The following is a 23,431-nucleotide window of genomic DNA, read 5'->3' on the forward strand; positions in this document are numbered from 1 at the left end:
TTGTTGAGAGGTTTTATCTTAGCGGTCACGAAAATGCCGCAAAAAGCGGCATGATTCATAAATTAACGAGAGCAAAGTGTCGTTAGGAATATTGGTTATTGATTACTTAGCACTCAAGCAGCTGGTGTAGCTGTCTGTAAGTTGCTGAAGAAAATCGAAATAACTTCCACTCTTCACTTCAACCTGTGAACCAACAGGATCAAGTTGCCCTTGCTTAGCATTGCTTCCACGAGTCACCGATTCGATCACAGCCGGTGTAAATTGAGGCTCTGCAAATACACATTGAACATTTTCACGCACCAAGGTTTTCTTGATAGCTATCAAGCTTTTTGCACCCGGCTTGCGCTCTGGGCTCACGGTAAAGTGACCTAAGTTATTTAACTCAAACTCCTGTTCGAAGTAGCCGTACGCATCATGGAATACGTAGTAACCTTTGTCTTTCACTGGCGCAAGTTGTTCATTAATTGACTGCTTCTTCTCTTTCAAAGCAATCAAGAATGAGTCTAGGTTCTCTTGATACGCCATTGCGTTATCAGGGTCAGCTTCAATCAACTTAGCTGAGATATATTTTGCCGCGACTTCAACTTGGTCGATGCCCAACCAAAAATGCGGGTCATGGCTACCATGATGATGTCCTTCATGAGCATCGTGGTCTTCATGCCCAAACTCTCTCAAGTTGATTCCAGGAATCTCACTGATCTTGATAACATTTTCTTTTGAACCAATCACCTTAGTCAAAAAGGCTTCTAGGTCAGGGCCGAACCAGATAACCATATCGGCACTATGAACTTTTTTGACATCCGATGGCTTAAGCGCATAATCATGCGGCGAAGCATTGCTGTTCATCAACACATCCGGCTCACTAACGCCTTGCGTTAATTCTGTCACAATCATTTGAATCGGTTTAAAGCTTGTTAGAATAGTATTGGCACTTGCGACACTTGGCGCTAAAAGCAAAGTAGCAAGTATAAAAGATGAACGTGACATAATCCCTCGATAATAGAAAAGTAGCTTAGGCTTGAGGTAAATGTTACATTATAACATTAGCGAATTGCAAATGAGTTCTATTCATGGATAACTTAATCCAACTAGATTCTGTGAGCGTCGAGTTTGACGGTCGAAAAGTTCTAGACAACATCTCTCTAAATATAGAGCGCGGCAGAATCACCACCCTCATTGGGCCAAACGGTGCAGGAAAGTCGACATTAGTAAAAGTGGTACTGGGTTTACAAACCAAATTTTCAGGCACAATAACAAAAGCTAAAAAACTGAAAATTGGCTATGTACCACAAAAATTAAAGCTTAATGATTCACTACCGCTTAATGTAGAACGTTTTCTAAAGCTCACTGGCAAGTTCAGTCAGCAAGAGATCCTTGAAGCATTGAAGCTAGTTGGTGCTGAACATCTGCAAAAGAGTAACATGCACCAGCTATCTGGCGGTGAAAACCAACGTGTGCTGATTGCTCGTTCATTGCTAAGAAGACCAGACCTACTGGTTCTTGATGAACCTGCTCAAGGCGTTGATGTACAAGGGCAAATTGACTTGTATGACCTAATTGACACCATTCGTCACCGTTTTGGTTGTGCCGTATTTATGGTTTCACATGACCTGCATTTAGTGATGGCCAAAACAGACGATGTTATCTGCTTGCACCACCATATCTGTTGCTCAGGCGCACCTGCAGACATCAAACACCACCCTTCGTATATTGCGCTCTTTGGCACCGCGACCCAAGAAACACTAGCGTTTTATCATCACCAACACGAACATCACCATCATGATCTTGCAGGCCAGCCTGTTGAAGGCGACGTGCATGAATGTTCAAACCATAAACACGGACATCACTAATGCTTGAGTTTCTTCTTCCCTCTATTTTGGCGGGTTTGGGTATTGCGCTAATTGCAGGCCCATTAGGGTCGTTCGTAGTATGGCGCAAGATGGCTTACTTTGGTGACACGCTTGCTCACGCTTCTTTGATGGGCTTAGCTCTTGGCTTTCTGTTCAACATTAACTTGTATTTCGCGCTGCTGATTTGTTGTTTGATGCTGGCCGTGTTGCTAGTGACTTTACAAAAACAAAAGCTAGTCGCGACCGATACCCTACTCGGTATATTGGCGCACAGTGCACTCTCTTTAGGCCTTGTTGCTGTCAGCTTCTTAGACAATGTTCGTGTCGATCTAATGAGTTACCTATTTGGTGACTTGCTTGCGGTGTCTCCAACAGATTTGGTGTTCATCTACGCGGGTGCTGCAGTGATTGGTTTAGTGCTTGCGATATTTTGGCGACCACTGCTTTCAACGACAGTAAATGAAGATCTTGCAGCAGTAGATGGCATCAACATTGACTTAATGCGCCTAATCCTGATGTTGCTGGTTGGTATCGTGATTGCGGTCGGTATGAAATTTGTTGGTGCATTGATCATGACGTCATTGCTGATAATCCCAGCAGCAACGGCAAGGAAATTCGCCAATACACCCGAACAAATGGCATTCCTCGCCTCTGTAATTGGTTCTATCGCTGTGTTCGGAGGGTTGAGCTTGTCTTGGTTCTATGACACGCCAGCCGGCCCTTCTGTTGTTATCAGTGCTGCGGCAATGTTTATGCTATCTCAAATGTACAGAACCCGCGCCTAAAGTGAAAAGTCGGGATTCATTCTGGCTTTTAACAACACAACAGTTGACGCGGCAGTCGTTTATAAAAGAACCGTTTACAAAAAAATCGGTCACAAAAGAAAAAGGCTTGGTCAATGACCAAGCCTTTCTTATATCATTCAGTTAGTTTCTATCTCGTTAGATAAAAGCCAGCTGATTACCAACCCGTGATTTCACGTAGGCCTTTACCGATGTCAGCAAGAGACTTAACAGTCTTAACGCCTGCTGCTTCTAGTGCTGCGAATTTATCTTCAGCAGTACCTTTACCGCCAGAGATGATTGCGCCAGCGTGGCCCATACGTTTACCCGGAGGAGCAGTAACACCAGCGATGTAAGATACAACTGGCTTAGTTACGTTTGCTTTGATGAACTCAGCAGCTTCTTCTTCCGCAGTACCACCGATCTCACCAATCATTACGATTGCTTCAGTCTCTGGGTCTTCTTGGAAAAGTTTTAGGATATCAATGAAGTTTGAACCTGGGATAGGGTCACCACCGATACCAACACATGTAGACTGACCAAAGCCTTCATCTGTTGTTTGCTTAACTGCTTCGTACGTCAGAGTACCTGAACGAGATACGATACCTACTTTACCCTTCTTATGGATATGACCAGGCATGATACCAATCTTACACTCGTCTGGAGTGATAAGACCTGGACAGTTAGGACCGATCATGCGAACGCCAGTTTCTTCTAGCTTCACTTTAACGTCGATCATATCTGTAGTAGGGATACCTTCAGTGATCGTTACGATCAGTTCGATACCTGCATCAATTGCTTCTAGGATTGCATCTTTACAGAAAGGTGCTGGTACGTAGATAACTGTTGCTGTTGCGCCAGTTACTTCTACTGCTTCACGTACTGTGTTGAATACTGGAAGGCCTAGGTGAGTTTGACCACCTTTACCAGGTGAAACACCACCAACCATTTGCGTACCGTATGCGATAGCTTGGTCTGAGTGGAATGTACCTTGACCGCCAGTGAAACCCTGACAGATTACTTTAGTGTCTTTGTTAATTAATACAGACATTATTTAGCCTCCGCAGCAGCAACAACTTTCTGAGCAGCATCTGTTAGAGATACAGCAGCAATGATATCAACATCAGAATTAGCAAGTACTTCACGACCTAGGTCTGCGTTTGTACCTTCTAGACGAACAACGACAGGAACTGTTACGCCAACTTCTTTAACTGCACCAATAATACCTTCAGCGATCATGTCACAACGAACGATGCCACCGAAGATGTTTACTAGTACTGCTTTAACATTGTCATCAGAAAGGATGATCTTGAATGCTTCAGCTACACGCTCTTTTGTTGCGCCGCCGCCTACATCAAGGAAGTTTGCTGGCTTGCCGCCGTGTAGGTTTACGATATCCATCGTACCCATAGCAAGGCCTGCACCGTTAACCATACAGCCAACGTTGCCATCAAGTGCTACGTAGTTCAGTTCCCACTGAGCTGCGTGCGCTTCGCGCTCGTCTTCTTGTGAAGGATCGTGCATTTCACGAAGCTTTGGCTGACGGTACATTGCGTTTGAGTCAATGTTGATCTTGCCGTCTAGACAAAGAAGGTTACCTTCATTTGTAATAACAAGCGGGTTAATTTCTAGTAGAGCTAGGTCGTACTGAGCGAACATTTCACCAAGACCCATGAAGATCTTAACGAACTGTTTAATTTGATCGCCAGCTAGGCCAAGTTTGAATGCCAATTCACGGCCTTGGTAAGCTTGAGGGCCAACTAGAGGATCGATCGCAGATTGGTGAATCAACTCTGGAGTTTCTTCAGCGATTTTCTCAATGTCCACACCGCCTTCAGTTGACGCCATGAATACAATTTTGCGCGTTGCACGGTCAACAACAGCACCTAGGTAAAGCTCGTTAGCAATGTTCGATGCTTCTTCAACTAGGATCTTTGTTACAGGCTGACCATTAGCGTCTGTTTGGTAAGTCACTAGGTTTTTACCTAGCCACTTTTGTGCAAACTCTTTAACGCCTTCTTTAGTGTCATGTAGCTCTACGCCGCCCGCTTTACCGCGACCACCAGCGTGTACTTGACACTTAACAACTTTCTTGGCTGTACTAATACGGCCTGCAGCTTCGAAAGCTTCTTGTGCTGTGTCACACGCGAAACCTTCAGGTACAGGCAAACCGAATTCTGCAAACAGCTGTTTGGCTTGGTATTCATGCAAATTCATTTTGATATTCCGTTTATTTTCCCTTAAGGGATTATTATTTCCATAACGACACAGTTTCCTGTGGTACGTCTGTAGGGTCTTCTCAAATCAACTGCTGTCCATTTTCTAATGGCTTTACAGTTCAAGTGAAGGCCAGACGTTGAGCAGCCTAGCCTTTGAAACTTTTTACGTCTAGCTAACGGGGTTAACTAGACGTTTTAGAGATACTAAACGTCTAATAGCAGACGTGCAGGATCTTCTAGAAGCTCTTTGATTGTCACTAGGAAGCCAACTGATTCACGGCCATCGATTAGACGGTGATCGTAAGAAAGCGCTAGGTACATCATTGGTAGAATTTCTACCTTGCCATCAACAGCCATTGGACGATCTTGGATTTTATGCATACCCAAAATTGCCGCTTGAGGCGGGTTGATGATTGGCGTAGACATTAGAGAACCAAATACACCACCGTTTGTGATAGTGAAGTTACCGCCCATCAGCTCATCAACTGTTAGCTTGCCGTCACGGCCTTTGATTGCTAGCTCTTTGATGCCTTTTTCGATGTCAGCAAAACCTAGTGTGTCACAGTCTTTCAGTACTGGAGTCACTAGACCACGTGGCGTAGATACCGCCATGCTAATATCGAAGTAGTTGTGGTAAATGATATCTGTACCATCAATCGAAGCGTTAACTTCAGGGAAACGCTTCAGCGCTTCTGTTACTGCTTTCACATAGAAAGACATGAAACCAAGACGCGTATCGTGACGCTTCTCGAATTGGTCTTTGTACTGCTTACGAAGATCCATGATTGGCTTCATGTTCACTTCATTGAAAGTAGTCAGCATCGCTGTGCTGTTCTTCGCTTCTAGAAGACGGTTTGCAACTGTCTTACGTAGGCGAGTCATTGGCACGCGTTTTTGGCTACGAGCCGCTGCTGGCGCTTCAACTGCAGGTGCAGATGCTGCTGCCGGAGCCGCTTTCGCTGCTGCTAGATGTGCGTCGATGTCTTCACGAGTAATACGACCACCAACACCAGTGCCTTTGACGTCAGCTGGTTGTAGGCTGTGTTCTGCAAGAAGACGACGAACAGCAGGGCTTAGTGCGTCGTTGCTTTCTTCTGTCAGTGCCGCTTTGTGGCGCTTATCAGGAGAAGCTTCTGTATCTTCAGTGGTATCTTTCGTTGGTTCACCAGCGACAGCACCAGGTTTGATCTTTGCAAGAAGCTGCTTAGAAAGTACCGTAGCACCCTCTTCTTCTAGGATAGCTTCCAGAACACCCGCTTCAGGAGCCGGTACTTCTAGAACTACTTTATCTGTTTCGATGTCTACAATGACTTCATCACGTGCAACGGCTTCGCCTGGTTTTTTGTGCCAAGTCGCCACTGTTGCATCAGCCACAGATTCAGGTAAATCTGGAACCAGAATTTCAATTGTCATGTGCGTATTTTCCTTTTACTTCTAGTTCTTAAGTAGGGTCAAAGCGTCGTCAACTAACGCTTTTTGTTGTTTCAAGTGTACCGACATATAGCCAACAGCTGGTGATGCTGATGCAGGACGACCTGCATATTGAATATCAGCACCCACTGGGATAGCAGCTCGGAAATTATGTTGGCTACTGTACCAAGCACCTTGGTTTTGTGGCTCTTCTTGACACCAAACGTAATCGACTACATTTGTGTACTGTGCGATTGCAGCTCTCACGTCCTCGTAAGGGAACGGGTAAAGTTGCTCAATACGTACAATAGCGACATCGTCTTGCTCGTTCTTACGTCTTTGATCAAGCAGGTCAAAGTAAACCTTACCTGAACAGAACACGACGCGTTTTACGTTCTCAGGAGCCAGATCATCAATTTCTGCGATAGCTGGTTGGAACGTACCTTCTGCTAAATCTTCCATAGAAGACGTACATAGAGGGTGACGAAGCAATGACTTAGGTGACATTACGATCAGTGGACGACGCATTGGTCGAACAACCTGACGGCGAATCATGTGATAAACCTGTGCCGGTGTTGAAGGAACAACAACCTGCATGTTTTGTTCAGCACATAATTGAAGGTAACGTTCAAGACGTGCAGATGAGTGCTCTGGGCCTTGGCCTTCATAGCCGTGAGGAAGCAGCATAGTTAGACCACATAAACGTGCCCACTTTTGCTCACCTGACGAAATGAATTGATCGATTACAACTTGTGCACCGTTTGCGAAGTCACCAAATTGCGCTTCCCAAAGGGTTAGACCGCTTGGTTCTGCCGTTGCATAACCATACTCAAATGCGAGTACCGCTTCTTCAGATAACACAGAGTCAAATACTTGGAATGGCCCTTGTTTATCATGAATGTTCGCAAGAGGAACATACGTGCTTGCATCTGATTGATTATGCAGTACTGAGTGACGGTGGAAGAACGTACCACGACCTGAATCTTGGCCTGAGATACGAATACGCTTACCGTCATCAACAAGTGTTGCGTAAGCCAGAGTCTCGGCCATACCCCAATCGACTTGTTTCTCACCATTCACCATGGCAGTACGATCGTTGTACAGTTTGTTTACTCGGCTTTGCAGCTTGTGGCTGTCTGGGTATTGGCAAAGTTTGCTACCAAGCTCTTTCAGGCGCTCGATATCAATCTTGTTGTCCCATTCGATGTTCCAGTCGTGACCTAGGTAAGGTGACCAGTCCACTGAGTGAAGTGCCATTGGGCGCCACTCTTTAACCACAACTTCACCGTGATCAAGTGCATCACGATATTCGTTAACGAGTTGAGTTGCCGTATCAATACCAAACTCACCGCGTTCCATTAGCACGTCAGCATAAAGCTTACGTGGCGTTGGATGCTTCTTGATTTTTTGGTACATCAAAGGCTGCGTTGCATTCGGCTCATCGGCTTCATTGTGACCGTGGCGACGGTAACAAACCAAATCAATAACAACATCACGCTTAAACGTATTACGGTAATCTAATGCAAGACGCGCTACGAAAGCGACAGCTTCTGGATCATCAGAGTTAACGTGGAAAATCGGAGCCTGAACCATCTTCGCGATATCGGTACAGTACATCGTAGAACGAGTATCGCGAGGGTTAGACGTTGTAAAACCAACTTGGTTATTTACAACAATACGAACCGTACCACCAACACAGAAACCACGAGCTTGAGACATGTTGAACGTCTCTTGTACTACACCCTGGCCAGCGATAGCTGAATCACCATGGATAGTAATTGGAAGTACGCGGCTGCCATCTTTATCGTCTAGACGATCTTGGCGAGCACGTACAGAACCGATAACTACCGGGTTTACGATTTCTAAGTGAGATGGGTTAAATGCAAGTGCTAAGTGAACGTTGCCGCCTGGTGTTGCGAAATCCGCAGAGAAACCTTGGTGGTATTTCACATCACCAGTGCCCCACGAGTCATCGCTGTGCTTGCCCGCAAACTCGTCAAACAGGTCTTGTGGCTTTTTACCAAGCACATTGACCAGCATGTTTAGACGACCACGGTGAGCCATACCAACAACAACTTCACGCATGCCTTGTCCACCTGCATGACGAATAATTTCCTTCGTCATTGGGATCAACGCATCACCACCTTCCAACGAGAAGCGTTTTGCGCCTGGGAATTTAGCACCAAGATAGCGCTCAAGACCTTCAGCAGCAGTTAGCTCTTCTAGGAAAGCTTGCTTTTCTTCTTTATCGAAAGAGGGTTGACCAGAAACAGACTCTAAACGTTGTTGGATCCAACGCTTTTGCTCTGTGTTAGTCATGTGCATGTATTCAGCACCAATCGAACCACAATAAGTTTGCTTTAAAGATTTGTACAAATCTCGAAGCACCATCGTCTCTTGGCCAATGGCGTAAGAGCCGACGTTAAACGTCTCATTGAGGTCATCTTCGGTAAGAGTGTGGAAAGAAGGATCCAGTTCAGCGACTGTATCTCTTTCCCATAAACCTAGGGGGTCTAGATTTGCTGATTGATGCCCTCGGAATCGATAGGCATTAATAAGTTGCAGAACCTTTACTTGTTTCGCATCGACATCTGGATCACTAACTTGGACACTGTAATGCTTTGTTTCTTGAGCGAGTCGACGGAAGTATTCACGAACACGAGAGTGTGGTTGTTCCACTGCTTCTGAAGCTTGCACAGGCAATTCTTCAAAAACACTTCTCCATTCGTCACTTACCGAATCGGGGTCACTTAGATACAGTTCATAGAGTTCTTCTACGTACGTTGCATTGGCGCCAGCCAAGTGTGAAGACTCGAGCCATGCCTTCATCACGCCGTTGTGCATATTTTCCCTTAACCAGTAGTTTTCACGTTTGCTGCGGTCTATGCCGAGCTATTAAAAGGCCGCCCCAAAACTTCTAGGGCGGCAATTTTTATATAACTTAAACCGAACGATTCACAAGCATGGTCTTGATGTGACCAATCGCTTTCGTCGGATTTAATCCCTTAGGACAAACACTTACACAATTCATGATGCCATGGCAACGAAAAACGCTAAATGCATCATCAAGATCGGACAGACGTTCGTCTGTCGCCGTATCTCGGCTATCTATTAGCCAACGGTATGCTGCAAGCAGGCCAGCTGGTCCGATGAACTTATCTGGATTCCACCAGAATGATGGGCACGAAGTCGTACAACATGCACACATGATACATTCATACAAACCATCTAAATGAGCACGCTCATCAGGGCTTTGTAGGTTTTCACGAGCCGGTGGCACATTGCCATCAGACACTAAGAACGGCTTAACTTTTTCGTAGTTATCGTAGAACTGAGTCATGTCTACGATTAAATCACGCACCACAGGCAAACCTGGAAGTGGGCGAATTACGATTTTATCTTGGCCAGTAAGAGCAGACAGAGGTGTAATACACGCCAATCCATTTTTACCATTCATGTTCAAGCCATCAGAACCACATACACCTTCACGGCATGAACGACGGAATGAAATCGTTGGATCTTGCTCTTTCAAAAGAATAAGCGCATCCAAAAGCATCATGTCAGAGCCTTCTTCCACCTCTAGGGTGTACTCTTTCATGTAAGGCTTCTGGTCCACATCTGGGTTGTAACGGTATAAAGAGAAATTCAGTTTCATGGTCATATCTCCTTAGTACGTACGTGCTTTCGGCGGGAATGCTTCACGATGGATAGGCTCCATGTTCACGCCACGCTTAGTCATACTTTCTGATTCTGGGTTGTAAAGTGAGTGGCATAGCCATTGCTCATCATCACGGTCTGGGAAGTCAAAACGAGCATGCGCTCCACGACTCTCTGTACGGAAGTTTGCTGCAACCGCAGTTGCGAATGCCGTTTCCATCAAGTTTTCAAGCTCTAAACACTCAATACGTTGCGTGTTGAACTCTGTCGACTTATCTGAAAGGTGTGCATTCTTAAGACGCTCACGAATCACTTTAAGCTCTTCTAAGCCATCAGCCATCGCTTTACCTTCACGGAATACAGAGAAGTTGTTCTGCATACATTGCTGAAGATCTTTACGAATTACCGCAGGGTCTTCACCGTCAGTACTGTTTTCCCAACGATTGTAGCGCTCTAGTGAACGTTCAATGTCGGCCTCAGTTGCAGGTTTTGCTTCAGCTTGCTTATTCAGAGTCTCACCAAGGTGAAGACCTGTCGCACGACCGAACACAACCAAATCAAGTAGCGAGTTGCCACCTAGACGGTTTGCACCGTGCACTGATACTGAAGCGATTTCGCCACAAGCGAATAGACCTTGAATTTCAACGTCTGTACCGTCTTCAGTTTGTTTGATTGCTTGACCAGAAACCTGTGTAGGAACACCGCCCATCATGTAGTGACACGTTGGGATTACAGGAATTGGTTCTTTAACAGGATCAACGTGAGCAAACGTACGAGAAAGCTCACATACACCCGGTAGACGAGACTCAAGCGTCTCTTTACCTAGGTGATCAAGTTTTAGCTTAATGTGAGGACCCCATGGGCCATCGCAACCACGACCTTCACGAATCTCAACCATCATTGAACGAGCTACCACATCACGACCTGCTAAATCTTTAGCATTCGGAGCATAACGTTCCATGAAGCGCTCGCCGTCCTTATTGAGAAGGTAACCACCTTCACCACGACAACCTTCTGTTACCAAAACACCTGCGCCAGCGATCCCCGTTGGGTGGAACTGCCACATTTCGATGTCTTGCATTGGAACGCCAGCACGAATTGCCATGCCAACACCGTCACCAGTGTTAATGTGTGCATTCGTTGTTGATGCGTAGATACGACCAGCACCACCAGTAGCAAGGATTGTTGCCTTCGCTTTGAAGTAGCAAACCTCGCCCGTTTCCATACAAAGCGCGGTAGTACCTAAGATTGCACCATCTTCGTTTTTAACAAGATCCAGTGCATACCACTCAGAGAAAACCGTCGTTTTGTGTTTAATGTTTTGTTGGTAAAGCGTATGAAGCAGTGCGTGACCAGTACGGTCAGCTGCCGCTGCAGTACGAGCCGCTTGCTCACCACCAAAATTCTTAGATTGGCCACCAAACGGACGTTGGTAAATACTGCCGTTATCAAAGCGAGAAAATGGAAGACCCATTTTTTCTAATTCGATAACTGACTCAGGGCCATTTTTACACATGTACTCGATAGCATCTTGGTCACCGATGTAATCGGAACCTTTAACCGTATCGTACATGTGTTGTTCCCAGTGATCTTCATGCGCATTACCAAGAGCAACGGTGATACCACCTTGCGCAGATACAGTATGAGAACGAGTTGGGAAAACTTTAGAAAGCAATGCACAAGATAGGCCTTGCTCAGAAATTTGTAGCGCGGCGCGCATACCAGCACCACCAGCGCCAATTACTACAGCATCAAACTCACGAACAGGAATAGTCACTTACGCACCCCACAAAATAAACAGACCAGAGAAGAAATATCCTAGAAGAACCGCAACAACACCGACTTGAAGACCAACGCGCAATTTTGCACATTTGATGTAGTCAGTTAGTACTTGCCACAAGCCGATCCACGCGTGAACCAAAATTGAAGTAAGTGCTAACATGGTGAAGACTTTAGTGAAGGTACCACCAAAGAATTGCGTCCAAGATGCGTAAGAAATATCACCTGAGAAAGCACAGAAGCTCACTAGGTAGATAGTGTAAAGCGTCATAATGATGGCTGTTGCACGAATCAATAGATAATCATGCACACCATTACGACCAAAAGTAGAAACGTTGTTTACCATACTAAGATCCCCGCTAGTAGAGACAATACCGCTGTTGCTGCGAATGCAACCTTCGCGCTCTTAGCGCCAGATTCCAGCTCTTCAAAGTGACCAAGGTCCATAAGAAGGTGACGAATACCACCAGCAATGTGGTAAGCCAAAGCGGTTAAAATGCCCCACAGAATAAACTTCACGAAGAAACCGTCGACAATGTCGCTAGCTTCCATAAAGCCTACAGGGGAAGAGAGGGAAATGGATAGTAACCAAAGCAGAATTCCGATCGCAACAAAAGTAATCACCCCAGACACACGGTGTAGGATGGAAGCTATTGCTGTGATAGGAAAGTGGATGGTCTGTAAATCTAAATTAACAGGTCTTGTCTTTCTTTCTTTCACGGGCTCGCTCACTCAGCTCCATTGAGCATGATGGTCATTAAATAACCTTATGTATTGTTATGGACAAAATTTGATTGCAAACCTTCAAAATTTAACATTAACTTAACAAATAACGTAGGTTGAGCCTTAGATAATTGTAAAATAATTGTTAACAGCTAGGTTTCTGAAGACACCTCACATTTCTTCTTAGCCTTGCATTTATAAGGTTTTAACCAAACTTTTCAGCGCCACTATACGGCTGGCAACATTCTAATACAATTGATGCAACAAATAATGCTACACAGAACAGATTTTTAACGAATTTAATGTAAAAAACACTAACAAGTGCACACAAAGCTGCAGAAAAATTGACTTTCTCACGTAAGACCAGTAAAAAAATGGCACATAAACATCCTGGACGGATTAATAATAACAAAGGAGATTGTTATGGCGGATAAGAAAGCTACCCTTCATATTGAAGGTCAAGCACCGATCGAATTGCCGATTACAGAAGGTGTACTTGGTACTCCAGTCATCGACGTTCGTACACTGGGTTCTAATGGTTTTTTCACTTTTGATCCTGGTTTTCTTGCCACTGCATCTTGTGAATCGCAAATAACTTATATTGACGGTGGAAAAGGTATCCTTCTACACCGTGGTTATCCAATTGATCAACTGGCCAATAACGCTGATTACTTAGAAGTTTGTTACATTCTTTTATACGGCGAAGCTCCTTCTCGAGCTCAATACGAAGAGTTCAAGACGACAGTCACACGTCACACCATGGTTCACGAGCAAATTGCTAGTTTCTTCCACGGCTTCCGTCGTGACGCTCACCCAATGGCTGTTATGTGTGGTGTGGTAGGTGCGCTTGCTGCGTTCTATCATGATTCATTAGATGTTAATAACGACACACACCGTGAAATTGCGGCATACCGCCTAATTTCTAAGATGCCGACACTGGCTGCAATGTGTTACAAATATTCTATCGGTCAACCGTTTATCTACCCGCGCAATGACCTAGGCTACGCAGAAAACTTCCTACATATGATGTATGCAAACCCATGTGAAGAATATGAAGTAAACCCTGTTGTCGCTCGCGCAATGGACAAAATCTTTACGTTACATGCTGATCACGAACAGAATGCTTCAACGTCAACGGTTCGTTTAGCAGGTTCTTCGGGTGCAAACCCATTTGCTTGTATTGCTGCTGGTATCGCTTCTTTGTGGGGTCCTGCTCACGGTGGTGCTAACGAAGCTTGTCTAATGATGCTTGAAGAGATCGGTAGCGTAGACAACATTGAAGAATATGTAGCAAAAGCAAAAGACAAAGATGACCCATTCCGCCTAATGGGCTTCGGTCACCGTGTTTACAAAAACTACGATCCACGTGCAACAGTAATGCGTGAAGCGTGTCACGAAGTACTTAAAGAGCTAAACATTCAAGATCCACTACTAGACGTAGCAATGGAACTTGAGCGCATCGCTCTTTCTGACGAGTACTTTGTTTCTAAGAAGCTATACCCGAACGTAGATTTCTACTCAGGTATCATTCTGAAAGCGATCGGTATTCCTGTATCAATGTTCACAGTAATCTTCGCGATGTCTCGTACTATCGGTTGGATTGCACACTGGAACGAAATGCACAGCGATCCGACGAACCGTATCGGTCGTCCTCGTCAGTTGTATACTGGTGAAGAACAGCGTGATTTCCAAGCTCTACACGAGCGCGAATAGTAAAGTTTAAACTTTTCTAATCGATTGAAATCAAAAAGGGTTGATGTATTAACATCAACCCTTTTTTGTCTTCCAGTATTTCGTATCACTTCAATGAAGGTACAAATATCCAGAAAGTCATAACCTCTAAACGTGGTTACACTGGATTATCAATATCGATAAATTCTACATCTAAGTCATGCTCTTTCGCTAACCACTCACCTAATGCCTTGACACCATAACGTTCTGTTGCGTGGTGGCCTGCTGCAAAGTAATGAATATCTTGCTCACGTGCAGAGTACGTTGTGCGCTCTGAAATTTCACCAGAGATAAATGCATCAATACCTTGAGACGCAGCTAACTCAATGTAGTCTTGACCACCACCAGTACACCAACCAACAGTCGTAATCATTTTATCTTGGTTTTCTGGAGTGATATGTAATGGCTTGCGGTTCAAAGCTTGGCCAATCTTTTCTGCGAACTCTGCACCAGTCATTGGTGAACTCAACTTACCAAACATCGCAACAGATTGTGGATGCCCTTCCAAGCCACCTTCAACTTCAATGTCGAGCAACTCTGCAAGCTTGGCGTTGTTACCAAGTTCAGGGTGGATATCAAGTGGTAAGTGGTAACCCAAAAGGTTGATGTCGTTTTTAATCAGAGTTCGAATGCGCTTACCCTTCATACCACGAATGGCTTCTGACTCACCTTTCCAAAAGAAACCGTGATGGACTAATAAAGCATCTGCGTTCAGTTCTACCGCTTTATCAATTAATGCTTGAGAAGCTGTCACACCAGTAACAATGCGCTTTACTTGAGAAGTACCTTCCACTTGAAGACCATTAGGACAGTAATCTTTAATCTGCTGTGGCTGAAGTTTTTCGTTAAGTAGCTTTTCTAATTGTAAGTTATTCATTTTTCTTTCCAGCTTAACTTTATAATAACGTCGTTATATCAATTTACGGGTAGAATGTCGAAAGCCCCACGATGAGTTTATGAGGAACCGATGACAGCACTGCAACGTTTTTACCAATGGGTCATCGACTCACCGCCGTTACTGAAAATTAAGCCACCGATTTCCGATCTTGGTGCATTCTTAAGCACCCATGCCATCGACTCATCACACACTTATAACGGAAACCCAAGGTTAGGTTTCCTCTACCAGCATCTATGTGAACAAGTCATTGAAGCCTCACCTGATTATTCGGTCAAGTACGATGAGATTCAAATTAATGTTGAGGGAAGAACACTCGGTGCTATCGACTTTATTTTAGAAGAAGAAAATAGCCAGAAACTGCAACACTGGGAAGTCGCGATCAAGTTTTACCTGCTCCATGAACAGACATGGTTTGGTCCTAACTCTCATGACCAATTGGATAAGAAGTTAGACAGGATGCTCACCCATCAACTTGGCATGTCCTCTTCAGCGGCGTTTGTGGAGCAATATCCAGAGATCGATGTCGACTCAAAACATCTCCTCATGCAGGGTCGTCTATATACCAACCCATTCTTAGATCAAAAAGTACCTACTGAATGTTTGGGCTATGACATTAATTCAAGCCAAGTAAACGGTTTTTGGTGTTATCAAAACCAAGCCCATTTAATTACTGATGTACTCTACCCTCTCACCAAAGAGCAATGGGCAGCTGGCACTGATGACTTCACCTGTGAACCTATCACCGAGTTTGGTGATCGCTTCGTTCATGGGCAAACTAAATCAGGGCAGTTTTGGTTTGTGATGCCACAAAGTTGGCCACACGGTTAAGACAATCTACTCATTTGCAAATTAATTCAAACACTTAGCCTTAACCGCTATACCCACAAGCTGATAAAAAAGGGCTGATGCTTTCACATCAACCCTTTCACTATTTACTTGATGACTCTACTAATCGGTATTCGATTATAGGCCAGCGGCTGCAAATACTTGATTAACAATCTCTTGAGCTTCTGCTTCGATTGCTTTCAGGTGCTCTTCACCTTTAAAGCTTTCACAGTAGATCTTGTAGATGTCTTCTGTACCTGATGGACGAGCAGCAAACCAACCGTTTTCAGTCGTCACTTTTAGGCCACCAATCGCAGCGCCATTACCCGGAGCGTGCGTTAGGCGTGCGGTAATTGGGTCACCAGCCAGCGTCTCAGCAGAAACCATCTCTGGAGACAGCTTCTTAAGTACGTCTTTTTGTGCACCGTTTGCTACCGCTTGAATACGGTTATACTTAGATTCACCGTGTTTAGCAGCAAGCTCTTCGTAATATTCTTGTGGGTTCTTACCCGTTACTGCTGTGATCTCAGCCGCAAGCAAACAAAGAATTAGGCCATCTTTATCTGTTGACCAAGGCGTACCGTCTTTACGTAAGAAAGATGCGCCAGCACTCTCTTCACCACCGAAACCAAACTGACCGTTGTATAAGCCATCAACGAACCATTTGAAACCAACCGGCACTTCACAAAGTTCACGACCTAAGTCGGCAACAACACGGTCGATTAGTGCACTTGATACTAGTGTTTTACCCACTGCAACGTCTTTGCCCCAACCTTCACGGTTACGGTATAGGTAGTCAATACAAACCGCTAGGAAGTGGTTTGGATTCATCAGGCCTTTTGGCGTAACAATGCCGTGGCGATCGTAATCAGGGTCGTTACCAAACGCTAGTTGATAGTCATCTTTAAGCGCCAGTAAGCCTGCCATTGCGTACGGAGAAGAACAATCCATACGAACCACACCATCTTTGTCTAGAGACATAAATTGGAACGAAGGATCAACCGCTTCACTGACCAGAGTAAGATCTAGGTTGTACGCTTTGCCAATTTGACGCCAGTAATCAATACCGCTGCCACCCAGTGGATCAACACCAATCTTGATGTTTGCTTTCTGGATCGCTTCCATATCAACCACGTTAACCAAGTCAGCAATGTAAGGAGCAACGAGATCAACTTCTTTCACTAGCTCAGACTGTTTAGCCTGTGCGATAGGAGTACGCTTTACACCTTGCATTTGCTCAGCAATGATGACGTTCGCACGATCTTCAATCGCTTGAGTTAGCTCAGCCTCAGCAGGGCCACCGTGTGTCGGATTGTATTTAATACCACCGTCTTGTGGTGGGTTATGCGAAGGCGTGATAACAATGCCGTCCGCTTTTTTGTCATTCACTAGGTTATGCGTAAGAATCGCGTGCGAGATACCTGGTGTTGGAGTAAAGCCATTGTTTTCTTGAATAATAACTTCAACATCGTTGGCTACAAGCACTTCGATTACAGTAGAAAACGCAGGCTCAGAGAGAGCGTGAGTATCTTTACCTAGGAAAAGAGGCCCTGTTGTACCTTGCTCGGCACGAACTTCAGCCACCGCTTGTGCGATCGCTAGGATGTGGTTTTCATTAAATGTTGATTTGTCTGCTGTACCACGGTGACCTGAAGTACCGAACAGTACTTTGTGGTCTGGGTTAGTCGCATCCGGTTGCTGTAAGAAATAGTTAGCCACTAAAGCCGGAATATTATGAAGATCTTCCTGCTGAGCTTTCTGCCCAGCACGAGGGTGCATAGCCATTTTTCGACATCCTTATATATAAAATTTAAAAACAAAAAAAACCTCATAATATCTTCTTATCCATGGATATTATGAGGTTTAAATCAGATTTCGTTAAATTGAACCTGTTACTTTTTCTATCAATTCTGCTTGGAAACTCATGCGGCTCATAAGCTGTTCAACCATTTGTCTTTTACGGCTAGTGTTATTATTAGTTATAACCCAAAAAGGACTTTGTGGAATGGCTTTAGGCTTCGTTGTGTTGCCGTTTGCTAGCAAGGTCTCTTCGTTGTCTGCAAAGTAAACACGCTTGCGGCCTTTTACTTGAGTTGCTTCTGAAAAGCTTAAAGGGTCGATTTTATGCAGTGTCGATAACACAAGCATGAAACGATCAATGGCTTTCTTCAGTGATGCAAACTCATCTGATATTAGTAGTGAGCGCATTTCTTTAACACCATCGAACTTCTCTGGAGTAAAGCCTACCTCTTTGCTAACAACGATACCTTTTGGCTCAACGATCTCTTCGATCGGAACCATGCCTTGGCTATCAACCTGTAATAAGCGGCGCAGAATATCTGAAGCGCTTTCGCCAATACGTTCTGTCTGACCCGCAATAAAACGGTATAGGTCCTCATCAACCTCAATTGTTTTCATTCGCTTTTCACAATCTCAATGTTTAAACTCAGGGGGATTATAGCGAGATCCGCGCGGATACTCTACGTCAAACCCACCATGAATAAGATAAAAATGTCAGTACAGCTCAACTATAAATTAGAAGGTGCGGGTCACACCATTGTTTTGATCCATGGATTATTCGGTAATCTGGACAACCTTGGCTTGCTAGCTAGGGATCTAAAAGCCGATCACCAGGTACTTAGTATCGATCTACGCAACCACGGCCAATCCTTCCATAGTGACACTCACAGCTATAAAGCAATGGCACAAGATGTGGCTCAACTACTGAATGATCTTGAGTTAAATGATATCACTGTGATTGGTCATTCCATGGGTGGCAAGGTAGCGATGGCGCTGACACAACATCTTACGCTGCATAAATTGATTGTCTTGGATATGGCACCAGTCGCGTACACCCAAAGTCGTCACGACAACGTATTCGCCGGCCTACAAGCTGTGATAGAAGAAAAACCGACATCACGCTCAGACGCGCTTAAGATCCTCGCAAAACATATCGAAATTGATGGGGTTCGCCAGTTCTTGACCAAATCTTTGTTCAAAACGGAACAAGGCATCATGGAATGGCGCTTCAACGTTGCTTCGTTATTGAGCAACTATCCACAAATTATTGGTTGGGAACCGATCGAGAAAACCTCGGTCAAAACCTTGCTAATAAAAGGTGGGGATTCTGATTACCTCACAGCTGAGCATCAAACCGCCGTTCAACAGCAGTTTGCCAACGCAAAGGCTCATGTTATCGCTAACACGGGACACTGGTTACACGCGGAAAAGCCAGCCGAAGTACTCCGTGCAATAAGAAAATTCATCGCTTAGATAGGTTGATTAGTCGATATAAATGAGAGCTGTGTAATCACAGCAGATTAACTTTATCTCACAACAGTGATATAGTGCGCCCAAGCAAATTTGGTATATAAGGTTCCCATGCTTTACGACTACATGAACATCATTGAATCTATTGGTTTAGATCTTCTGTTTGCCGCGATTTTCTTTCTAATCGGAATGGCAATTAAAGACGTTCTAAAGGAAGGAAATGTTCCTGCATTTGGTCGTCGCATCGTATGGTTAGTACTTTTCCTTGGCTGCGCAGGTTTTATCGCAAAAGGGATAATCCAACTAAGCTGGGAAGGAACTGGAATCTAACGATTTCCTCCGAACTTTATTACACCGACAACAGACAAAATGAAAGGTAATGATTCTATGGCAAGTGTAGGTCTCTTCTTTGGTAGCGATACAGGTAACACTGAAGCTGTTGCTAAGATGATTCAAAAGCAATTGGGCAAGCAGCTCGTTCAAGTTCAAGACATTGCAAAAAGCAGCAAAGAAGACATCGATAACTTCGATCTACTGCTGCTTGGTATCCCTACGTGGTACTACGGCGAAGCACAATGTGATTGGGACGACTTTTTCCCTGAGCTAGAAGCTATTGATTTTTCAACTAAGCTTGTTGCTATCTTTGGTTGTGGCGACCAAGAAGATTACGCAGAATACTTCTGTGATGCTATGGGTACTATCCGTGACATCGTTGAAGCGAAAGGCGGTACTATCCTAGGTCACACATCAACTGAAAGCTACGAATTCGAAGCATCGAAAGGCTTAGTTGAAGGCGATGACAGCCAATTCGTTGGTCTATGTATCGATGAAGACCGTCAACCTGAGCTAACTGATGAGCGTGTATCTAACTGGGTTAAACAAATCCACGAAGAAATGTGCCTAGCAGAGTTAGAAGACTAATTCTCTAGCGATTGTTAATTGTTACAATTAATGACCGATATGTAGATATGAAAAAACCTCCTTATAGGAGGTTTTTTGCTATTTAATGTTCATCAATCAACACTCAGCTTCTAATGCTTCGTCATCCTCTCTGAACTGCGGCTTCTTTCTCACATACAGGGTTCGCTGAATTTCTGACACCACATTCCCCTGCTTATCTTTAACGTGGATAATAAATTCGGGGAAGCACTTCTCACCAAGCTGTGTCTGACGATAGATATCATCCAGTTGCCCTTGGCTTATCTCAAAATCTGCATACAAGTCGGATTGACCCGGCTTGATAAAGTTAATACTCGCCTCTTTATCCCAAACATAATATCGCTCACCTAAAATACCCATTAACATCAAAGAGTAAACTGGATCGGTAAGAGAAAAGATACTGCCGCCATATTGAGTACGATTGGCGTTCTTATTCCACCAGCGCAGCTTTAGTATCGTCTTAACAACCCTAAAGTCATGGCTAATGTGAGCTATTCGAATTCCCGATCCCCAAAAAGGAGGCCAAATATTGAGAGCAAATTTTACAATGTTGGGTTTATATATTTTTGCGAGTTGCTTATTCATAACAACATTCCATGTTCATATCAGAAACACCGTCAGCTTGACTGGTCGTACCTCCACTATAAGTGAGATACTTCCAATTTACAAAACAGATTGTGATGTCAGTAAGTAACCCTTTGAAGTTCGTGGTTTATTGTTATGCCTGACTAAACTATAATGGTATTAATATTGAATTCTGTTAATTGCTGCAGATCATCAACAGGAAAGTATATGTCAGACAATAATCAAGCGCTAAAAGATGCTGGTCTTAAAGTGACCCTCCCACGGCTCAAAATTTTAGAAGTATTACAACAACCAGACTGCCAACATATTAGTGCTGAAGATTTATATAAAAAGCTGATCGACTTAGGTGAAGAGATAGGTCTTGCGACCGTTTATCGCGTACTGAACCAATTCGATGATGCTGGCATTGTAACTCGTCACCACTTCGAAGGCGGCAAGTCTGTATTTGAACTTTCAACACAGCATCACCACGATCACCTAGTATGTTTAGACTGCGGTGAAGTTATCGAATTCTCTGATGATCTTATCGAAGAAAGACAAAAAGAAATCGCTCAACGCTACAACGTACAGTTAACTAACCACAGTTTATATCTGTATGGTAAAAGCATCACTGGGGATTGCAAAGGCAACCCAGACGCACATAAAGCGAAGAAGTAACACAGAACGCTGGCTTAGGCCGGCGTTTTTTATTTGGGCTGATACCGTATTAAGAATCACAGTAACTTGGCCCACAATTTGGTTATTTCCCAGACACAAAAAAACCGGCTCTAAGCCGGTTTTTTATTAAGCGTATCTTGAGAAACTAAGCTTTAAGACACTAAGCTTGGAAAAACAGAGCTGAGAAAAACAAAGCCATTAAGCTTCAGTTTTACCCCAAGTGTCACGTAGACCAACCGTGCGGTTGAATACTAGTGCGTCTGCTTTAGAGTCTTTCGAATCCACACAGAAGTAGCCTGTACGTTCAAACTGGTACGCTTGCTCTGCTACACCTTCCGCTAGGCTAGGTTCAACAAAACCGTTTAGCGTAACAAGTGATTCAGGGTTAAGCGTCGCTGCAAAATCATCAGCAGCGGCTGGGTTTGCCACTGTGAATAGACGATCGTACAAACGAATCTCAGCAGGTAGCGCTTTATCAGCTGATACCCAGTGGATAACACCTTTCACTTTACGGCCATCTGCTGGGTTCTTACCGAGTGTTTCGTTATCGTAAGAACAGAAGATAGTCGTAATGTTGCCTTCTGCATCTTTTTCGATACGTTCAGCTTTGATCACGTAAGCACCACGTAGACGAACTTCTTTGCCAAGAACCAAACGTTTGTATTTCTTGTTTGCTTCTTCACGGAAGTCGTCACGCTCAATCCAAACTTCGCGTGTAAATGGAACTTCACGAGTACCCATTTCTGGCTTGTTCGGGTGGTTTGCCACTGTCAGTGTTTCTACTGTATCAGCGTCGTAGTTTTCAATCACGACCTTGATAGGGTCAAGAACAGCCATTGCACGAGGTGCATTTTCGTTCAGATCATCACGGATACAAGATTCAAGTGAGCCGAACTCAATCATGTTCTCTTGTTTAGTCACACCAATACGTTTACAGAATTCGCGAATCGAGCTTGAAGTGAAGCCACGACGACGCAAACCAGAGATTGTTGGCATACGTGGGTCGTCCCAACCTTCAACTAGGTTTTCAACCACAAGTTGGTTCAGCTTACGCTTCGACATTACCGTGTATTCAAGATTCAGACGGCTAAACTCGTACTGACGAGGTTGGCAATCAATCGTGATGTTGTCTAGAACCCAGTCATACAAACGACGGTTATCTTGGAATTCAAGCGTACAGATAGAGTGCGTAATGCCCTCTAGCGCATCAGAGATACAGTGAGTGAAGTCGTACATTGGGTAAATGCACCACTTGTCAGCAGTCTGATGGTGGTGAGCAAAACGAACACGGTAGATAACTGGATCGCGCATAACCATGAATGAAGAGCTCATGTCGATCTTAGCACGTAAACATGCTTTGCCTTCTTCGAAGCCACCGTCACGCATTTTTTCAAACAACGCTAGGTTTTCTTCAGGGCTGCGATCACGATATGGGCTCGCGTTACCAGGCTCTTTTAACGTGCCACGGTATTCACGGATCTGCTCAGGACTTAGCTCGTCAACATACGCTAAGCCTTTATTAATTAATTCCACAGCATAAGCGTAAAGCGTATCGAAGTAGTTTGATGAGTAACAAATATCACCCGACCATTCGAAGCCTAACCAGCTTACATCATTCTTAATTGACTCAACGTATTCAACGTCTTCTTTTTCAGGGTTTGTATCATCGAAACGAAGATTACATTGTCCCTGGTAGTCCTGAGCAATACCAAAGTTCAAGCAAATAGATTTAGCGTGACCAATGTGCAGGTAGCCATTTGGCTCCGGCGGGAAACGAGTATGCACGCTACTGTGTGTACCATCCGCTAAATCTTTATCGATAATTTGGCGAATGAAATTCGATGGACGAGCCTCAGCTTCACTCATCTATAGCACCTCTATGTATTTAGTATTGTCAGAGAAAGTTATCTTTCATATCCGAGACAAAGGCGGCTTTTGCTGCCTATCAAAGATAGAAAGATCATTGTTGCTAATCATCCACAATTCTTCGCCTTTGCACAATAAGAACCATCAGTTAATTGTGATTATTTCTGCTATTCGATGAAGAATAGAACGAACCTTGTTCACTGGCCTTAAATGACAGGCACAAAAAAGCCTCCCGTGTGG

Annotated in this window: 22 protein-coding genes; 8 read left to right on the top strand and 14 right to left on the bottom strand. The window is 44.3% G+C overall.

The window, feature by feature from the left end; translation table 11 throughout:
* Window positions 1-102 precede the first annotated feature (102 nt).
* Entirely contained in the window at window positions 103-987 is an 885-nt protein-coding gene (znuA, locus tag DUN60_RS09890) for a zinc ABC transporter substrate-binding protein ZnuA (RefSeq protein WP_065204987.1), read from the bottom strand.
* A gap of 83 nt (window positions 988-1,070) precedes the next feature.
* Between znuA and znuC the strand changes: the two genes are divergently transcribed.
* Together znuC and znuB are read left to right on the top strand one after the other, a co-directional pair.
* A complete protein-coding gene (gene znuC / locus DUN60_RS09895; RefSeq protein ID WP_004734207.1) occupies window positions 1,071-1,850 on the top strand; it encodes a zinc ABC transporter ATP-binding protein ZnuC in 780 nt (259 codons plus the stop codon).
* Window positions 1,850-2,635 carry a zinc ABC transporter permease subunit ZnuB gene (znuB, locus tag DUN60_RS09900; RefSeq protein ID WP_004734208.1) on the top strand — a complete coding sequence of 262 codons (786 nt, stop codon included), beginning with the start codon at window positions 1,850-1,852 and terminating at the stop codon, window positions 2,633-2,635. Before znuC ends, znuB begins: the two co-directional genes overlap by 1 nt.
* Window positions 2,636-2,810: 175 nt before the next feature.
* On the opposite strand, the gene sucD is transcribed toward znuB, so the two are convergent.
* The 8 genes from sucD to sdhC all read right to left on the bottom strand — a co-directional run bounded on the left by sucD (window position 2,811) and on the right by sdhC (window position 12,429).
* Window positions 2,811-3,683, bottom strand: a complete 873-nt coding sequence (gene sucD, locus DUN60_RS09905; protein WP_004734209.1) for a succinate--CoA ligase subunit alpha — start codon at window positions 3,681-3,683, stop codon at window positions 2,811-2,813.
* Entirely contained in the window at window positions 3,683-4,849 is a 1,167-nt protein-coding gene (sucC, locus tag DUN60_RS09910; protein ID WP_004734210.1) for an ADP-forming succinate--CoA ligase subunit beta, read from the bottom strand. Before sucC ends, sucD begins: the two co-directional genes overlap by 1 nt.
* Window positions 4,850-5,055: 206 nt before the next feature.
* Window positions 5,056-6,264, bottom strand: a complete 1,209-nt coding sequence (gene odhB, locus DUN60_RS09915) for a 2-oxoglutarate dehydrogenase complex dihydrolipoyllysine-residue succinyltransferase (protein ID WP_114633858.1) — start codon at window positions 6,262-6,264, stop codon at window positions 5,056-5,058.
* A gap of 21 nt (window positions 6,265-6,285) precedes the next feature.
* Window positions 6,286-9,105 carry a 2-oxoglutarate dehydrogenase E1 component gene (sucA, locus tag DUN60_RS09920; protein ID WP_017079473.1) on the bottom strand — a complete coding sequence of 940 codons (2,820 nt, stop codon included), beginning with the start codon at window positions 9,103-9,105 and terminating at the stop codon, window positions 6,286-6,288.
* A 97-nt stretch (window positions 9,106-9,202) separates the two neighbouring features.
* Complete coding sequence (locus DUN60_RS09925; protein ID WP_004734213.1) at window positions 9,203-9,916, bottom strand: succinate dehydrogenase iron-sulfur subunit; 714 nt, start codon at window positions 9,914-9,916, stop codon at window positions 9,203-9,205.
* A 12-nt stretch (window positions 9,917-9,928) separates the two neighbouring features.
* Window positions 9,929-11,695, bottom strand: a complete 1,767-nt coding sequence (sdhA, locus tag DUN60_RS09930) for a succinate dehydrogenase flavoprotein subunit (protein ID WP_009847321.1) — start codon at window positions 11,693-11,695, stop codon at window positions 9,929-9,931.
* Window positions 11,696-12,043 carry a succinate dehydrogenase, hydrophobic membrane anchor protein gene (sdhD, locus tag DUN60_RS09935; protein ID WP_004734215.1) on the bottom strand — a complete coding sequence of 116 codons (348 nt, stop codon included), beginning with the start codon at window positions 12,041-12,043 and terminating at the stop codon, window positions 11,696-11,698.
* Window positions 12,037-12,429, bottom strand: coding sequence for a succinate dehydrogenase cytochrome b556 subunit (gene sdhC / locus DUN60_RS09940; protein ID WP_012604532.1), 393 nt, complete (start codon window positions 12,427-12,429; stop codon window positions 12,037-12,039). The genes sdhD and sdhC overlap by 7 nt, the downstream gene beginning before the upstream one ends.
* Before the next feature lie 414 nt (window positions 12,430-12,843).
* Here sdhC and DUN60_RS09945 point away from each other — a divergent pair, with 414 nt between their 5' ends.
* Window positions 12,844-14,133, top strand: coding sequence for a citrate synthase (locus DUN60_RS09945; protein ID WP_004734217.1), 1,290 nt, complete (start codon window positions 12,844-12,846; stop codon window positions 14,131-14,133).
* A 136-nt stretch (window positions 14,134-14,269) separates the two neighbouring features.
* On the opposite strand, the gene DUN60_RS09950 is transcribed toward DUN60_RS09945, so the two are convergent.
* Complete coding sequence (locus tag DUN60_RS09950; RefSeq protein ID WP_054547183.1) at window positions 14,270-15,028, bottom strand: Nif3-like dinuclear metal center hexameric protein; 759 nt, start codon at window positions 15,026-15,028, stop codon at window positions 14,270-14,272.
* A 90-nt stretch (window positions 15,029-15,118) separates the two neighbouring features.
* Here DUN60_RS09950 and DUN60_RS09955 point away from each other — a divergent pair, with 90 nt between their 5' ends.
* A complete protein-coding gene (locus tag DUN60_RS09955; RefSeq protein ID WP_054547182.1) occupies window positions 15,119-15,877 on the top strand; it encodes a DUF1853 family protein in 759 nt (252 codons plus the stop codon).
* 135 nt (window positions 15,878-16,012) lie between these two features.
* Here DUN60_RS09955 and pgm read toward each other — a convergent pair whose 3' ends face one another.
* Both pgm and seqA read right to left on the bottom strand, forming a co-directional pair.
* A complete protein-coding gene (gene pgm, locus DUN60_RS09960; RefSeq protein WP_054547181.1) occupies window positions 16,013-17,659 on the bottom strand; it encodes a phosphoglucomutase (alpha-D-glucose-1,6-bisphosphate-dependent) in 1,647 nt (548 codons plus the stop codon).
* Window positions 17,660-17,752: 93 nt separating this feature from the next.
* The gene (gene seqA, locus DUN60_RS09965; protein WP_004734221.1) at window positions 17,753-18,292 is read right to left on the bottom strand and encodes a replication initiation negative regulator SeqA; all 540 of its coding nucleotides are present in this window, start codon (window positions 18,290-18,292) and stop codon (window positions 17,753-17,755) included.
* A gap of 93 nt (window positions 18,293-18,385) precedes the next feature.
* On the opposite strand from seqA, the gene DUN60_RS09970 reads away from it, so the two are divergent.
* The 3 genes from DUN60_RS09970 (at window position 18,386) to fldA (ending at window position 20,065) form a co-directional block, all read left to right on the top strand.
* The gene (locus tag DUN60_RS09970; RefSeq protein ID WP_114633859.1) at window positions 18,386-19,147 is read left to right on the top strand and encodes an alpha/beta fold hydrolase; all 762 of its coding nucleotides are present in this window, start codon (window positions 18,386-18,388) and stop codon (window positions 19,145-19,147) included.
* A 108-nt stretch (window positions 19,148-19,255) separates the two neighbouring features.
* Entirely contained in the window at window positions 19,256-19,474 is a 219-nt protein-coding gene (locus DUN60_RS09975) for a DUF2788 domain-containing protein (RefSeq protein ID WP_004734223.1), read from the top strand.
* A 57-nt stretch (window positions 19,475-19,531) separates the two neighbouring features.
* Window positions 19,532-20,065, top strand: coding sequence for a flavodoxin FldA (gene fldA, locus DUN60_RS09980; RefSeq protein WP_004734224.1), 534 nt, complete (start codon window positions 19,532-19,534; stop codon window positions 20,063-20,065).
* Between the two features lie 96 nt (window positions 20,066-20,161).
* On the opposite strand, the gene DUN60_RS09985 is transcribed toward fldA, so the two are convergent.
* Window positions 20,162-20,668, bottom strand: coding sequence for a DUF4442 domain-containing protein (locus DUN60_RS09985; protein ID WP_114633860.1), 507 nt, complete (start codon window positions 20,666-20,668; stop codon window positions 20,162-20,164).
* 207 nt (window positions 20,669-20,875) lie between these two features.
* Between DUN60_RS09985 and fcrX the strand changes: the two genes are divergently transcribed.
* A complete protein-coding gene (fcrX, locus tag DUN60_RS09990; RefSeq protein WP_004734226.1) occupies window positions 20,876-21,325 on the top strand; it encodes a ferric iron uptake transcriptional regulator FcrX in 450 nt (149 codons plus the stop codon).
* 198 nt (window positions 21,326-21,523) lie between these two features.
* On the opposite strand, the gene glnS is transcribed toward fcrX, so the two are convergent.
* Window positions 21,524-23,191, bottom strand: coding sequence for a glutamine--tRNA ligase (gene glnS, locus DUN60_RS09995; protein WP_114633861.1), 1,668 nt, complete (start codon window positions 23,189-23,191; stop codon window positions 21,524-21,526).
* Between the last annotated feature and the right edge of the window lie 240 nt (window positions 23,192-23,431).

The organism is Vibrio splendidus, from assembly GCF_003345295.1.
Classification (GTDB): Bacteria; Pseudomonadota; Gammaproteobacteria; order Enterobacterales; family Vibrionaceae; genus Vibrio; species Vibrio splendidus_K.

What these genes read in the sequence shown, in the direction of transcription:
- sucA (WP_017079473.1), bottom strand. Translation starts at nt 9,105, where the DNA reads ATGCACAACGGCGTGATGAAGGCATGGCTCGAGTCTTCACACTTGGCT.
- glnS (WP_114633861.1), bottom strand. Translation starts at nt 23,191, where the DNA reads ATGAGTGAAGCTGAGGCTCGTCCATCGAATTTCATTCGCCAAATTATC.
- sucC (WP_004734210.1), bottom strand. Translation starts at nt 4,849, where the DNA reads ATGAATTTGCATGAATACCAAGCCAAACAGCTGTTTGCAGAATTCGGT.
- DUN60_RS09950 (WP_054547183.1), bottom strand. Translation starts at nt 15,028, where the DNA reads ATGAATAACTTACAATTAGAAAAGCTACTTAACGAAAAACTTCAGCCA.
- seqA (WP_004734221.1), bottom strand. Translation starts at nt 18,292, where the DNA reads ATGAAAACAATTGAGGTTGATGAGGACCTATACCGTTTTATTGCGGGT.
- sucD (WP_004734209.1), bottom strand. Translation starts at nt 3,683, where the DNA reads ATGTCTGTATTAATTAACAAAGACACTAAAGTAATCTGTCAGGGTTTC.
- odhB (WP_114633858.1), bottom strand. Translation starts at nt 6,264, where the DNA reads ATGACAATTGAAATTCTGGTTCCAGATTTACCTGAATCTGTGGCTGAT.
- znuB (WP_004734208.1), top strand. Translation starts at nt 1,850, where the DNA reads ATGCTTGAGTTTCTTCTTCCCTCTATTTTGGCGGGTTTGGGTATTGCG.
- sdhD (WP_004734215.1), bottom strand. Translation starts at nt 12,043, where the DNA reads ATGGTAAACAACGTTTCTACTTTTGGTCGTAATGGTGTGCATGATTAT.
- DUN60_RS09925 (WP_004734213.1), bottom strand. Translation starts at nt 9,916, where the DNA reads ATGAAACTGAATTTCTCTTTATACCGTTACAACCCAGATGTGGACCAG.
- DUN60_RS09945 (WP_004734217.1), top strand. Translation starts at nt 12,844, where the DNA reads ATGGCGGATAAGAAAGCTACCCTTCATATTGAAGGTCAAGCACCGATC.
- DUN60_RS09970 (WP_114633859.1), top strand. Translation starts at nt 18,386, where the DNA reads ATGTCAGTACAGCTCAACTATAAATTAGAAGGTGCGGGTCACACCATT.
- DUN60_RS09975 (WP_004734223.1), top strand. Translation starts at nt 19,256, where the DNA reads ATGCTTTACGACTACATGAACATCATTGAATCTATTGGTTTAGATCTT.
- znuA (WP_065204987.1), bottom strand. Translation starts at nt 987, where the DNA reads ATGTCACGTTCATCTTTTATACTTGCTACTTTGCTTTTAGCGCCAAGT.
- DUN60_RS09985 (WP_114633860.1), bottom strand. Translation starts at nt 20,668, where the DNA reads ATGAATAAGCAACTCGCAAAAATATATAAACCCAACATTGTAAAATTT.
- pgm (WP_054547181.1), bottom strand. Translation starts at nt 17,659, where the DNA reads ATGGCTATGCACCCTCGTGCTGGGCAGAAAGCTCAGCAGGAAGATCTT.
- fldA (WP_004734224.1), top strand. Translation starts at nt 19,532, where the DNA reads ATGGCAAGTGTAGGTCTCTTCTTTGGTAGCGATACAGGTAACACTGAA.
- DUN60_RS09955 (WP_054547182.1), top strand. Translation starts at nt 15,119, where the DNA reads ATGACAGCACTGCAACGTTTTTACCAATGGGTCATCGACTCACCGCCG.
- fcrX (WP_004734226.1), top strand. Translation starts at nt 20,876, where the DNA reads ATGTCAGACAATAATCAAGCGCTAAAAGATGCTGGTCTTAAAGTGACC.
- znuC (WP_004734207.1), top strand. Translation starts at nt 1,071, where the DNA reads ATGGATAACTTAATCCAACTAGATTCTGTGAGCGTCGAGTTTGACGGT.